Raw genomic sequence first — 13,749 nt, forward strand, 5'->3', positions numbered from 1 at the left:
GTGAAGAGCGAGCGGTAACGGCCCAAAGGGGCGTTACGGGAGCAGCACGCCGCGCGGCGGAACGTGAAAGGCCCGAAATGGGCCTTACGGAAAGCGAAGCGAGCGGCGAGGGTGTGAAGAGCGAGCGGTAACGGCCCAAAAGGGCGTTACAGGAGCAGCGCGCCGCGCGGGAGAGCGTGAAAGGCCCGAAAAGGGCCTTACGGAAGGCGAAGCGAGCGGCGAGGGGTGAAGAGCGAGCGGTAACGGCCCAAAGGGGCGTTATGGGAGCAGCACGCCGCGCGGAGGAGCGTGAAAGGCCCGAAATGGGCCTTACGGAAGGCGAAGCGAAGCGGCGAGGGTGTGAAGAGCGAGCGGTAACGGCCCAAAGGGGCGTTACGGGAGCAGCACGCCGCGCGGCGCAGCGTGAAAGGCCCGAAAGGGGCCTTACGGAAGGCGAAGCGAGCGGCGAGGGTGTGAAGAGCGAGCGGTAACGGCCCAAAGGGGCGTTACGGGAGCAGTACGCCACGCGGCGGAGGGTGAAAGGCCCGAAATGGGCCTTACGGAAGGCGAAGCGAGCGGCGAGGGTGTGAAGAGCGAGCGGTAACGGCCCAAAGGGGCGTTACGGGAGCAGTACGCCACGCGGCGGAGGGTGAAAGGCCCGAAATGGGCCTTACGGAAGGCGAAGCGAGCGGCGAGGGTGTGAAGAGCGAGCGGTAACGGCCCAAAAGGGCGTTACGGGAGCAGCACGCCGTGCGGCGAAGTGTGAAAGGCCCGAAATGGGCCTTACGGAAGGCGAAGCGAGCGGCGTAGGTGTAAAGAGCGAGCGGTAACGGCCCAAAGGGGCGTTACGGGAGCAGCGCGCCGCGCGGCAGAGCGTGAAAGGCCAATCCTACTTCAACAAGTTAATGTTGAAATAGTGGATGGGTGCAGCCGGTAGCTTTTAATTCGCTGCTGACCTTCCCCTGCCGGCAGAAGCAAGCTCTTTTCCGTCATCTCATGCAATATGCGACGAGATTTCTTATGACCGATGCGCAGCAAATCGCATATGTCGTTAGGTTTAATAAATCTATTGCTGACCAGTGCGAATCGGCAGATTTCTTTTTCGATAAAACTCATCTCACCGACGGATAGGTGCGGCTCTCCCAAATACTTCCCCATAAATTGCAGGAGCAACTGCTCGCACATCCGGGGCCGATCTTTCACATCGTCATAAGCGAATCGCAGAACCTTCCACCCGTCGATGACCAAGTGATTTTGGCGCATCAACTGGTCGGAGAATTGCGTGCGGCTTATAGAAGCTCCATGCGTGCTGTACCCGTCGATCTCGATCGCAATTCGAAGGGAATGACGGGTAAAAGCGAAGTCAATAAAACGGGTGCCATCGCGAAAATCCTTCACTTCATATTCGGGATGCAGGTCCTGAAAGTCTCCAAATGCTTTCAACCACACTTGCTGGAGAAATAGTCTCTCGGCATGTCCATGCCCTTCTTTGAGCCTCCGTAACCGTTCACCTTTGCGGACACGGATATGGTGCCTCATGTAATTTTCATGCATAGTATCAAATGATTCCATACGACTGTACACTCCTTTGGAAACAAATAAGCCGCTCTCCAAGAACAGCAAGTGCTGATCGAAGGAAAGCGGCGTGTGCTTCACAACCATTTGATGGAAATTGTACCATAAAAGCGCTGTTGGAGCTACAAGCACTATTGGAACTAACAAAATACCGGAACTACAATAGCTTTTGGCACTTGGGGACTCTAGACTTCAGACTTCAGACGCCATAACTCCCATAACTCCCATAACTCCCATAACTCCCATAACTCCCATAACCCCCATAACGCCGTAACTACGCACCGCGCTCCGTAACCGGTATCGTTATTTCAACCTCTGTTCCTTCCCCCAATTGGCTACGATACGTCAGATTATAGGGTTCGCCGAAGTAGTGCCGGATGCGCTCGATGACGTTTTTGACGCCGTAGCCGCTGCCGCCGATTTTATTCCGGGAGATGCCTGCCATGATGTCGTCAACCTGATTCGGGCGCATCCCAACGCCATTGTCTTTGATGACGAGGTGAAGGGTATTTTCCTGCCTGCTGCCAGTGATGGTAATCGTGCCTTCACGATGGGTGCGGCCCAGAATGCCGTGCAGGATGGCATTTTCAACAATCGGCTGCAGCGTGATTTTCGGAATCGAGTTGTCGAGAAGCTCGTCCTCTACGTTGATTTGAAAGTCGATTTTATTCTCAAACCGGATATTTTGAATTTGCACATAAAAAGAAACATGCTGCAGTTCCTCGCGCAGCGTAATGATATCTTTGCCGCTGCTTAAGCTGACCTTGTAAAAGCGGGCTAACGCTTTGACCACCTTTTTGATATCAGTATTGAGACCGCTGTCAGCCATCCAATTGATTAGATCCAGCGTGTTGTATAGAAAGTGCGGGTTAATCTGCGACTGGAGCGCTTTCAGCTCGGCATTTTTCACCTCTTGCCCAAGCCGATATTGCTCCTTGTTCATGGAGCTGATCTTCTCAACCATGTAGTTGTACGTTTGAATCAGCTCGCCGATCTCATCCTTGCCCTGCGTTTGGGCGAGTGCGATGAGATTTCCTTTCTGCACATCACGCAAACGGCTTGTCAGCTGCGTAATTCGCCGGGTGACGGAGAAGGAGAACAGATAGGCAAGGAAGTAAGCGACGACGGTGACGATGAGCAGGATCACAAGCAAATCATTGCGCAGCTGATGGCTCTGCTGGACGACTTCATCCAGTGGAATGACGGTAACCATGCCCCAATTGGAAGACAGCTGCCTGTACAAATAATAGTTATTTTCGTTCTGCCAATTGACTGTAGCCGAATCGCTTACGGTGTCCGGCAGCTTCATATCCGTGAAAGGAATCGGCTCGGACGAGAGCACGATTTGATGATTTTGGTCGACCAGGAAGGTGGCGCTTTTCTTCACCACATTGGCTTTTTTCAGCATCGTTCGAATGGTCTCGGCCTGGACATCCACACGCAGCTGACCGATCGGCACGGCGTAGTTGTTGGGATCGAGAATACTTCTTACAACGTATAACGAGTCACTGTCACGGGTCGCATGAACGCCAAGTTCGTTAGGTGAACACCACATATATTTGGCATGCTGTTCGTTCAACCGGGCAAAGCAAGGGCTGTCGACGGTCTGATCCAGAGGCAGGAAATTTTCCGATTCGTTAGAGAAAATAAACGCCTTAGGCACATAAAGAACGACCCGGGAGATATCGAGGCTGTCCTGCATCGAGCGAAGCAATTGTTTGAGATTGCTATAATCCTGCAGCTCACGGTTAATGTCCTGAATGACATTCGTGTCCATTAAAATGCCGGAAATGGTGGAATTGGACACGAGCACATTCGTTGTTTCCGCAATCCGCTGCACCCGGTAACTCAGGAAAGAATAGGTTTGGTCGAAGCCTTGCTTGGCTGAATAGGTCACATGGTTAATGATAATGTCTGACATCTTTTCCGAAGCGATGAACTGATAGAAGCCGAGCGGCACCATAATAAGTAGTAAATAGGTGTACATGATTTTATGCCGGAGTTTGGTATTGTATAGCCATTTACGCAGGAATTGAATGAAGGAGAAGATCATGTCTGGCATCGCTCCCGATATTCGGTGGGCGTCATCCCCGTATATTTACGAAATATTTTGGCGAAATGCTCTCCGTCTTTGAATCCGACCTGAGTAGCGACGTCGAGCACCTTGAGGCGATTCGTTCTCAGCAGATCCTTGGCTTTCTCCATCCGGTATTCCGTGACATATTGTTTAATGGTCTTGCCCGTTGCTTCTTTGAAAATCGAAATGAGATGAGACGCTGTCATTTGCATATGATCGCTTACTTCCTGTACGGATAGATCATCACTCGCAAAATGCTGGTGAATATAGCGGATGATGCGGGAACTGGTTGAGGACATTTGTCCATTCCCGCGCTCTTTGATGTTCCCCTTCAATTCATTCAACTTCTGGAGGACGACGCGAAGAATATCGTCCAGAAAGTGGCATTCCAAAATGAGCTTCCAGGGAATTTCATTTTCTTCCTCTGCGCTGAATAGAGTCACATTCCGACTGCGAGCGAACTTATCCATATCGAGCATAAAACGATAATAAAGCTCTTTAACGCTCACGATCAGCGTTCCCGGATGTTGACGTATATCCGCGGTAACCGCACTCAGCAAGTGTGAGGCAGCCTCGAAATCCTCTTCGGCAAGGGCTTCCTGGAACCGGCTTAGCAGCTCGGATTCTACTTGATAATGCTGGGAATGCGTTTCACTGCCATAGCTGTCATAGAGCGCCACAGAGCCTGATTTATGAAAAAAAGCTTCCTGTAAGCGCAGAACGGCGCTCGCATACGATTCCTGGAGTCTCCTTGCGGAAGGAACGATTTTGCCGGCAGCGATTGAAAACAGGTGAAATTCCTTTTTGCATGCGGTCGAAAGGGCGTAGCAAATGTGATGCAAAACATTGCTTTCAACGGATATTTGGCCATGTGAAAAAAGTTGGAGGATCAAATGGTTGTCATCCTTCAACGCGTACAAATAAGGCAGCTCGAACGAAGACATTGTCGTTTCAATCATATTGCCGACCAGATCTTTCGTCGGTTGCGGTGCAACCAATTTGGCCATGATGGTAACTGCCGGAGCATGAAGAGCTGCTTCGAATCCGGCTGCAAGCAGTCGTTTGTTAAGCAATTCTTCGTCAAATCCCCCGCGAATTAGCTGCAGTGCCGCCTCCTGCTTCATATAGCCCTTGTTTTCCTTGACTACGGCATCGTTAGCCAAATGTCTTTGCTCTTCCCTGCAGATGGCAATCGCGCTTTGCAAGGCTTCCTGAAGTTCATCAATATCGATCGGCTTCTCCACATAGCTAACCGCTTTTAACGAAATGGCCGCTTTCAAATACTCTTTATCTGCATATCCGCTCATAAAAACAATTTTGCACTGAGGGTACTTCCGCCGAAGGTGGGAAGCTAGTTCTATGCCGTCCATGCGAGGCATTCGTATATCGGTAAGTACAATGTCCGGCTGGAAATTTTCGGCTAACGCGACTGCCTCCAGACCGTCAACAGCATCGACAAGTTCGGTAATTCCGAGGTCCCTCCAAGGGATAGACTTGCGAATGCCTTCCCTCGTAAATTTTTCATCTTCTGCGAAAAGAAGTTTCAAGCTTTTTCCTCCTTAACGATTCCGTGGAAACGGAAGATTAAGTCTAGAAGTTTTCTAGATGTAGCTATAGATTAGCGTATCTGCATCCGCATTGCTACTATCTTTGGGGACATCTGCAAAACTTACAGGGAATCGATATTTTATCGGGTTATCACATGAAATACAACCTGATAATTTAGATACAGGAGAGACAACTAGAACCGGACGGGGGAATGGATGGAGATGACTAGAGGGCTTCTATACCGCATTAAAGCCAAAAAAACACTGCTGTTCATGATCGCACCAGCGGTCATTTATTTCTTGCTTTTCAGTTATGTACCCATGGCTGGCATTGTGCTGGCATTCAAGCAGTATCGATATGATTTAGGCATTCTAGGTTCGCCTTGGGTCGGACTCGATAACTTCAAATTTTTCTTTATGACCGGCGATGCCTTCAAAGTGACGCGAAATACGATGCTGTACAATGCGGCGTTTATTGTCATTAATAATGTGCTGCAAATTGTCGTTGCCATTTTCATGGCCGAGATTGGCTCCAAGCTGTTTCGCAAAACGGCGCAAACGATTATGTTTCTGCCTTACTTCCTTTCATGGGTTGTCGTGGGTGCAGTCGCGTACAATTTGTTCAATTATGAGCATGGCACCGTAAACACGCTGCTGAAATCACTCCATATTCCGGCACTCGATATTTATACCACACCGGAGTATTGGAAATATATTTTGGTATTCTTCTCTGCCTGGAAAGCCGTTGGATATGGCGCGGTATTCTACATGGCTTCGATCTTGAGCATTGACCGCGAGACCTATGAGGCAGCGGAAATTGACGGGGCTAATATTTTCCAGCGCATTATGCGCATTACACTTCCATCCTTGCGTCCAACCATAACGATCTTAGTGTTGCTAGCGATTGGCGGTATTTTCCGCGGCGACTTTGGTCTATTCTATCAGTTGGTAGGCAGCAATGGACTACTGTATGGAGCGACGGACGTCATCGATACGTATGTGTACCGCTCTCTTTTGGTAAATAATGAAATCGGCATGTCGTCGGCAATCGGCTTCTATCAATCCGTCCTTTGTTTTGTCACGATTATGGTTACGAATTTCCTAGTGAGTAAATCGGATAAAGACAATGCACTATTTTAAACCTAAAGTCTTCTGTGGGGTGAAACTATGAATTCGATGCGTGTAAAAAAATCCAATATGGACCAGCGAGTGCTTGATGTGATTGGCTATGTGTTTATCGGCCTGATCTGTCTGGCTTGTCTGATTCCATTCCTTCTCATTATCAGCGGTTCCTTGACCAGTGAATCATCGATTACGAGCGAAGGCTTTCGTTTATGGCCTAAGGAGTTCTCACTTGATGCCTATGCATTTGCTTTGAAATATCCGCAGCAGTTCGTCAGCGCCTATGTGTTGACCATTGCGTTAACCGTTACAGGTACGATCGTGGGACTCTTTATCTCGGCGATGGCGGCCTACGTGCTGCAGCGTCAAGATTTTGAATGGCGCGGCGGATTCGCTTTCTTTTTCTACTTCACGACGCTGTTTAATGGCGGGCTTGTTCCCTGGTACATCTTAATGGTGAACTATCTGCACATGAAGAATACGTTTTGGTCCCTGCTGTTGCCTCCGCTTCTCAATGTGTTCTATATTATCATCTTGAGAACATTCTTGCGGAGCATCCCGGATGCGATTACCGAATCCGCGAAAATTGACGGCGCCGGCGATTTTACCATCTTCGTTCGTTTGATTCTGCCGCTGGCGAAGCCGGGGCTCGCTACGATTGGCTTGTTTACAGCGCTAAATTACTGGAATGACTGGTTTAATTCGTTGCTGTTCGTACAGAATGATAAATTGTATACGCTGCAATATTTACTTTATAAAATGCTTGGCAATCTCGAAGGCATCCGCAAAGTCATGGCGATATCCGGTATGCATGTAGCCGATTTGCCGGGCGAAAGCTTGAAAATGGCGCTTGCGATTCTCGTGACAGGCCCGATTATTTTCTTGTATCCGTTTGTTCAGCGTTACTTCGTCCAAGGCTTGACCGTAGGCGCAGTGAAAGGATAATCCCGGGAATTCGATATTCCCGGTTATCATACATCATCTATCATTTTTTTTAAGGGGAGAAGAAAGATGGCACACACCAAGAAATTTGCTAAGTTAGGTCTCGCATCGCTTTTCGTCATGGGTACTGTTCTATCGGCATGCGGCAGCAAAGACGCAGCTCCGACTCCAGGCGCATCTACGGCGCCTCAAGTGAGCGCTTCGGCTACTAGCTCCACAGGTATCGATACAAGTAAAGAAGTAAAACTGAAAATGGTTTTGCTCGGCTCTAAACCCAAAGCTTTCGATGAAGTTTACAGTGAAGTAAACAAATTAATGAAACAAAAAATTAATGCGACCCTCGATGTCAGCTTCCTGGATTGGGGCGAGTATCAACAGAAATACCCGCTGATGTTCGCAGCGAACGAAGATTTCGATCTCGTTTTTTCGGCGACTTGGTCCTACTACGCTCAGCAAGCCACAAAGAACGGCTACATGGAGCTGACGGAAGATATGATTAAGAAATTTGCGCCTAAAACGTGGGCGGAAGAGCCAAAAGTGGCTTGGGAACAAGCGAAGATCAATGGAAAAATATACATGGTTCCGCAAAACAACTTCGAGTACAGCTATCATATGGTCGGCATTCGCGGCGATTTGCGTCAGAAGTACAATTTGCCAGAGCTGAAAACCTATGATGACTACGTGACATTTTTGAAAACGGTTGCTGAGAAAGAGAAGGACTTCAAGCCTAGCATTGGCGCCAGCGAATTTAACTCGGTGGAATTGATTCAACCGAATGAATGGAACTGGGTCGTGCCGCAGCTCCCGATTGCTTACAAAGTAACGGATGGATCTGGCAAACTATTTAATTATGTCGATACACCGGAATTTGCTGATTTCGCGAAGAAAATGAATGATACGCAAAAAGTAGGCGCATGGTCCAGAGACGCTATCGCGAATAAAGTGGACAAAACGCAAGCGTTCAAAGACGGCAAATTAGCTTCTGTTGAGTGGAACCTGGGCACACTGCTTCGCACGAAATCTGAAATGCAAACGACGCATCCGGATTGGAAAGTGGAACTTTACGATTTGAGCGCAGACAAAAAACGTCTGTCGAATCCTTTCATCAATAACGGGATGTCGATCCATGCTGGAACCAAGAATGCAGAACGTGCTTTAATGGCGATCGACTTGCTTCGCTATGATCCGGAAATTCATGATCTGACGAACTACGGGATCAAAGGCAAACACTATGAGCCGGTTGGCGCTGATCAATTTAAACCGCTGGCTGCTTCTGCCGATTTCCCTCCGTCCGGTACGGATCCATGGGGCTGGAACTCCTTGCATGAGCGTTTGGATTCCACAGTTGCCGCTGAAACGCAAAAATTTACAGATAACTGGAAAAAAACCGTTACTGTGAACCATCCTTTAGAAACATTTACTTTCGACGATTCCAAAGTGAAAAACGAGGTTGCTGCTGTCTCCAACGTCATGGACACATTCGGCAAGCCGCTCTTTTACGGTCTCGTTGATCCGAGTGATGCTGCGCATGGCTTGAAAGTGTTTAATGACAAGCTGAAACAAGCGGGCATTGATAAAGTCATTGCGGAGATGCAAAATCAGGCGAATCCGTTAATCACGAAAAAATAATAGGAAAGTAGATCCGCTTCATGCTCTCGGGTGAGGCGGATTTTTTTCGCCAAAGATATAAAGCGCTATCATTTTATGACAGGAAAGGAATTGAAAACATGAAGAAACCTTTAGCGATCATGCTGGGATTGGCGCTAACTTCTGTGATGGTTCCGGCCGCTTATGCTTCAGAGCCTGCAGCTTCAGCCACAACAGGAATTCGCATTAACCCGATCGAAAACATTTCCCCCGATTTTATTAAAGGCGCCGACGTATCGATGCTGAAGCAGATCGAAGTAAGCGGGGGCCGCTTTTATGATGGCGGCGTGGAAAAGGAAGCGCTTCAAATTTTGAAGGATCATGGCGTTAACTGGGTTCGGCTGCGGATTTGGAACCATCCATTCGATCAAGACGGGAAACCGCTTGGCGGAGGGAATAACGATAAGGCGAAAACGAATGAGATCGCCAAGAGGGCGCATGACCTTGGGCTTAAAGTGCTGCTGGACTTTCATTACAGCGATTTCTGGGCTGATCCGGAGAAACAGAATAAGCCGGCCGAGTGGGCGGGGCTTAATACAGATCAGCTTCAGCAGGCTTTGTACGACTACACAGCTGATGTAATCCAAGGCATGAAAGCAGCCGGCGCTATGCCTGAAATGGTGCAAATCGGCAATGAGACGAACACCGGCATGGTTTGGCCGGATGGTCAAACGACAGGAATCGGCGGCTATGATGGCTGGGCTAATTTAGTGAAACAAGGCGTTCAAGCGGTAAGAGACAACGATCCGAATGCCCTTGATGCGACGAAAAGAACGAAGATTATGATTCATCTCGCCGATGGCGGCAATAGCGAACTGTATCGCCGAAACTTCGATCAACTGCAAGCGCGGAATGTGGATTATGATGTGATTGGTTTTTCCTACTATCCGTATTGGCATGGTCCGCTGGATCAGCTTAAAAGCAATATGGAAGATATCTCGAAGCGCTACAACAAAGAAGTGCTTGTAGCTGAGAATGCTTACGCCTATACACTCGATGATGGGGATAACTTTTCAAACAATTTCGGACCCGGCCAGGAGAAGCTTGGCGGCTATAAGGCTACCGTGCAGGGGCAAGCGCAAGAAGTACGCGACGTGATGAATGCAGTAGCCCACCTAGATGGAAATAAAGGGCTTGGCGTGTTTTATTGGGAACCCGATTGGATACCGGTGAAAGGGGCCGAATGGAGTTCGAGGCCAGGCGAAGGAAACGGCTGGGAGAATCAGGCGATGTTTGATTTTAACGGAAATGCGCTGCCATCCCTGGATGTATTTAGCCGTGTCTCGGCGTCGGCGAACGGAGCGCCTTTCGTGGCTGAAGCTGCAGCGATCCATCCCGTAGAGGTCAACGTAACGGTTGGAGGGACATTGCTGCTTCCCGCTAAAGTGAAGGTCGACTACACGGACGACTCGGTGAGAGAGATGCCGGTTGTGTGGGAGGAGCCAACTGCGGATGCGCTTACCCATCCCGGAACGCTGGCGCTTCAAGGAACTGTAGCCGGTGTTTCCCTGAAGGCGACAGGTACGATTACGGTACAAGGCGCAACGAACTTTGTGAAAAATCCGGGCTTTGAAAGCGGAGATGGCAGCAATTGGACGATAACAGGCGACAGCAGCGCGGTAAAAGTGGTTTCTGACAGCGCGAATGCTCACGCAAGCAGCTATGCGCTGCATTATTCGCTGCCGCAAGCGATGCCTTTCTTGGCAGAGCAAAGGATTACAGGCTTGGCTAATGGCACCTACACGTTAAAAGTGTGGTCCCACGGCGGCGGTGGCGAGAACAGCTTGAAGCTGTTTGCCAAAAATTATGGCGGAGAAGAAGTCACGGCGGATATTCGCAATACGAAATGGCTGGAATGGAAGCATCCGATCGTGGTGGACATTAAAGTTACGAATCATGAGGCAACGATTGGTGTCGAAGCCGATGGGAATGCCGGTAATTGGGGGAATATCGACGATTTCGAGTTTTACACAGATAATTCGGCAGAGACCCTGGTTGCTCCGGTTAGCGTGCGCAAGGGTGCTCCATTTACGGTAAGCATCGGCAATAGCGGGCTGGTGGACACGATTTATGCGGAAGACGTGACGGTCAACTATGACGCATCAAAGTTTGCATATGTGGCAGCTCAACCTGCGGTCGATAATGTGTTAGTTTTGCGTGCGGATCATAGCGTTCCTGGAATAGTCAGGCTCGTTGTCGCCCATCGTGGAGGAAAGCAGTTGAATACAAAATCGCTGAATGTCACGTTTAAATCAACGACAGCTGCTGACGCTGCTCAAGGCACGATTGCCATTGGAAAAGCGAGTTGGGGCACCGCGCCTGGCGGGGCGGTTATTGCGCCTGCTTCGCTTGGTTCCGCCACGATTGCTTTTACGAGTGAAAGCAGTGGAAATGGTGAAAGCGGCAGCGGCTCTGAAGCTGGCTCAGGAACAGGGACTAACACTGGCGCCGATTCCGGCACGGACAATGGAACTGGAACTGGAACTGGTGGCAGCACCGGTTCAGGCAATGGCAATGGCACAGGCTCTAACTCAAGCTCAAGCTCTAGCTCAGGATCGGACGCTAGCCCGGCAACACCGTATACCGCTATCCAAGTTGGCTCTGACGGTGCGGCATCCATCGTTCGAACGCCGACGCTGGATGCGAATCAAACAGCTGCTGCCTCCTTATCCGCAGAGACTTGGAAACAATTGATCGAGCAAGCGAAAGCGAATTCGGAAGGCGAGAAAAAAATCGTGCTGCAGATTGCAAAAGCAGAAGGCGCATCTGCTTACGAGCTGCTGATGCCCAAAGAAGCTCAGCAATCGGCTCAGGAGAATAGCCGGATAGAGATTGTAACGCCGCTTGGCAACGTTTCACTGCCAAGTCAGACATGGAGCGCTGGCGGATTGAAAGACAAAGACGGCATTAGCTTATTCATAGGCACTGTAGATCCTGCCACAGTGCCAGCGAGCTTGAAAGCTAAGATCGGTGATAAACCAATCATTGATCTGCATTTCAAATCTGGAGGTCAAACCATTCCGTGGAACAATCCTCACGTTCCAGTAACGGTTTCAATACCGTATACGCCTTCCGCAGAGGAGCTACGAGATCCGGATCACATCGTTGTGTGGTATTTGGATGGAAGCGGAGATGCTGTAGCAGTTCCAAACGCTAAGTATGATTCCGGTACCAATCGTATCGTGTTCACGACTACGCATTTCAGCACATACGCCGCTGCATTCGTTAAACATTCGTTCAGCGATTTGACTGCCTATGAATGGGCGCGCAAGGCAGTAGAAGTTCTGGCCTCGAAAGGCGTGACCGATGGCACTTCGCCAGATACGTTTTCCCCGGAGCTGCAGGTTTCTCGCGCAGACTTTGCGGTCATGCTGGTCAAGGCGCTTGGATTAACCGCCGATAAAACGGTTTCCAATTTTGACGATGTGCAATCTACGGATTACTACAACGAAGCATTAGGGATTTTGAAAGGTCTAGGCATTACTGACGGGGTTGGAGAAAATCGATTCGATCCCAAGGCATCCATCGCCCGAGAGGATCTCATGGTTCTTACGGCAAGAGCGCTGCAAATCTCCAAGAAACTGCGATTGCCCAATGACAGCTCTACACTGAACGCGTTCAAGGATCATGCGAGCATCTCTGCATATGCCGCCCCTTCGGTTGCTGCTTTGGTAACGAGAGGCATCGTAGGCGGCAATCCTGACGGTATTTCGCCTCGCGAAAGCACGACAAGAGCCGAAGCGGCGGTAATCATTTATAGAGTGTTGCACGAAGAAGAGGAGGTTTCCCGATGAAGATTCGCCGATTCATACAAACGAGTCTATTGACAGCTTTCTTGCTGTTGGGTCAATGGTCAGGGGGTAACCCTGTGGGGGCAACCCAGCTCGATACGGTTAATTTGCTCCAAGATCCCGGCTTTGAGGCTGCCGACCCATCGCCTTGGGTCATTTCGGGCACAAGCTCGGCCGTTAGCATTCAAGCGAAAGACAATCATACGCAAGGAGGCCCCCATTCCGTGGCATACTGGTCCGATTCCTCCTTTCAATTCAGCGTTTCGCAAAGGATTGAAGGTTTAGCAGACGGACGATATGTGCTTACAGCTTGGTCGCAGGGCGGTGGCGGTGAGAAAGTCTCCCGCTTATTTGCTAAAGATTATGGCGGCGAGCAGCTTTACGCGGATTTTACCAATACGGGGTATGATTTGTGGAGCCAACCGAAGATCTCGCATATTCAAATTAACGTTATCAACGGGACGTGCACGGTTGGCGTCGAGGTGGAAGGAAACCCAAACAACTGGGGTTCGCTAGATGATGTTGCGTTCACCAGGATTGGCGATTTGGACAGCAGTTCAGCGGCAGTTACGATAGATCCCGTTCAGGTGAATACGTTTATCCATACGCCTCCGGATCTTCCTTCCGTGGTCAGATCGGTGTATGAGGATGATCGTTCATACAAGAACGTCCCCGTCGTGTGGGCGCCTTTGAATGAAGCGGTTTATGCTCGTCCCGGCACTTTTCAGGTCATGGGTACGCTTATGGGTACGGACGCGCGGGCTATTGCGAACATAACGGTTGAAATGAAATCCGCTGATTTGAATGGGGATCAACAAGTGAATGTTGCCGATGTCGCTTTCGCCGTCTATTATCTCGGCTCAACGCCCAGTGCTGACGGCTGGGAAGCGGCAAAAACCGCTGATTTAAACAATGACGGTCTTATTGACATCATCGATTTACAGCTTATTACGGATCAATTGGTAGGAAATCCCATCTAAAGAAAGCACAGATAATCGATATTTTGTCGGGTACGATTGTTGAATTGAACCTGCTAAACTTTGGGGGAAACATTAAATTGGGCTGGATT

At 49.5% G+C, this 13,749-nt stretch carries 9 protein-coding genes; 6 read left to right on the forward strand and 3 right to left on the reverse strand.

The annotated features are described in order from the left end of the window. Positions 1 to 176 precede the first annotated feature (176 nt). Positions 177 to 470 carry a hypothetical protein gene (locus ABRS97_RS20335; RefSeq protein WP_367859130.1) on the forward strand — a complete coding sequence of 98 codons (294 nt, stop codon included), beginning with the start codon at positions 177 to 179 and terminating at the stop codon, positions 468 to 470. Between the two features lie 403 nt (positions 471 to 873). On the opposite strand, the gene ABRS97_RS20340 is transcribed toward ABRS97_RS20335, so the two are convergent. The 3 genes from ABRS97_RS20340 to ABRS97_RS20350 form a co-directional block, all read right to left on the reverse strand. Next, positions 874 to 1,551 carry a DNA-binding response regulator gene (locus ABRS97_RS20340; protein WP_367817005.1) on the reverse strand — a complete coding sequence of 226 codons (678 nt, stop codon included), beginning with the start codon at positions 1,549 to 1,551 and terminating at the stop codon, positions 874 to 876. Between the two features lie 277 nt (positions 1,552 to 1,828). Next, entirely contained in the window at positions 1,829 to 3,616 is a 1,788-nt protein-coding gene (locus tag ABRS97_RS20345; protein ID WP_367817007.1) for a cache domain-containing sensor histidine kinase, read from the reverse strand. Beyond that, the gene (locus tag ABRS97_RS20350) at positions 3,604 to 5,178 is read right to left on the reverse strand and encodes a response regulator (protein ID WP_367817009.1); all 1,575 of its coding nucleotides are present in this window, start codon (positions 5,176 to 5,178) and stop codon (positions 3,604 to 3,606) included. The genes ABRS97_RS20345 and ABRS97_RS20350 overlap by 13 nt, the downstream gene beginning before the upstream one ends. A 222-nt stretch (positions 5,179 to 5,400) precedes the next feature. Here ABRS97_RS20350 and ABRS97_RS20355 point away from each other — a divergent pair, with 222 nt between their 5' ends. The 5 genes from ABRS97_RS20355 (at position 5,401) to ABRS97_RS20375 (ending at position 13,660) form a co-directional block, all read left to right on the forward strand. After that, entirely contained in the window at positions 5,401 to 6,318 is a 918-nt protein-coding gene (locus tag ABRS97_RS20355; RefSeq protein ID WP_367817216.1) for an ABC transporter permease, read from the forward strand. 27 nt (positions 6,319 to 6,345) lie between these two features. Continuing rightward, a complete protein-coding gene (locus tag ABRS97_RS20360) occupies positions 6,346 to 7,245 on the forward strand; it encodes a carbohydrate ABC transporter permease (RefSeq protein ID WP_367817011.1) in 900 nt (299 codons plus the stop codon). Positions 7,246 to 7,311: 66 nt separating this feature from the next. Beyond that, entirely contained in the window at positions 7,312 to 8,871 is a 1,560-nt protein-coding gene (locus ABRS97_RS20365) for an ABC transporter substrate-binding protein (protein WP_367817013.1), read from the forward strand. A gap of 98 nt (positions 8,872 to 8,969) precedes the next feature. Next, on the forward strand, positions 8,970 to 12,683 hold the full coding sequence (locus tag ABRS97_RS20370; protein ID WP_367817014.1) for a glycosyl hydrolase 53 family protein: 3,714 nt from the start codon (positions 8,970 to 8,972) through the stop codon (positions 12,681 to 12,683). Then, positions 12,680 to 13,660, forward strand: coding sequence for an Ig-like domain-containing protein (locus ABRS97_RS20375; protein ID WP_367817016.1), 981 nt, complete (start codon positions 12,680 to 12,682; stop codon positions 13,658 to 13,660). The genes ABRS97_RS20370 and ABRS97_RS20375 overlap by 4 nt, the downstream gene beginning before the upstream one ends. The last annotated feature ends 89 nt before the right edge of the window (positions 13,661 to 13,749 follow it).

Source organism: Paenibacillus tabacirhizosphaerae (assembly GCF_040812395.1).
Lineage (GTDB): Bacteria > Bacillota > Bacilli > Paenibacillales > NBRC-103111 > Paenibacillus_E.

What these genes read in the sequence shown, in the direction of transcription:
- ABRS97_RS20340 (WP_367817005.1), bottom strand. Translation starts at nt 1,551, where the DNA reads ATGGAATCATTTGATACTATGCATGAAAATTACATGAGGCACCATATC.
- ABRS97_RS20345 (WP_367817007.1), bottom strand. Translation starts at nt 3,616, where the DNA reads ATGCCAGACATGATCTTCTCCTTCATTCAATTCCTGCGTAAATGGCTA.
- ABRS97_RS20355 (WP_367817216.1), top strand. Translation starts at nt 5,401, where the DNA reads ATGACTAGAGGGCTTCTATACCGCATTAAAGCCAAAAAAACACTGCTG.
- ABRS97_RS20360 (WP_367817011.1), top strand. Translation starts at nt 6,346, where the DNA reads ATGAATTCGATGCGTGTAAAAAAATCCAATATGGACCAGCGAGTGCTT.
- ABRS97_RS20365 (WP_367817013.1), top strand. Translation starts at nt 7,312, where the DNA reads ATGGCACACACCAAGAAATTTGCTAAGTTAGGTCTCGCATCGCTTTTC.
- ABRS97_RS20370 (WP_367817014.1), top strand. Translation starts at nt 8,970, where the DNA reads ATGAAGAAACCTTTAGCGATCATGCTGGGATTGGCGCTAACTTCTGTG.
- ABRS97_RS20375 (WP_367817016.1), top strand. Translation starts at nt 12,680, where the DNA reads ATGAAGATTCGCCGATTCATACAAACGAGTCTATTGACAGCTTTCTTG.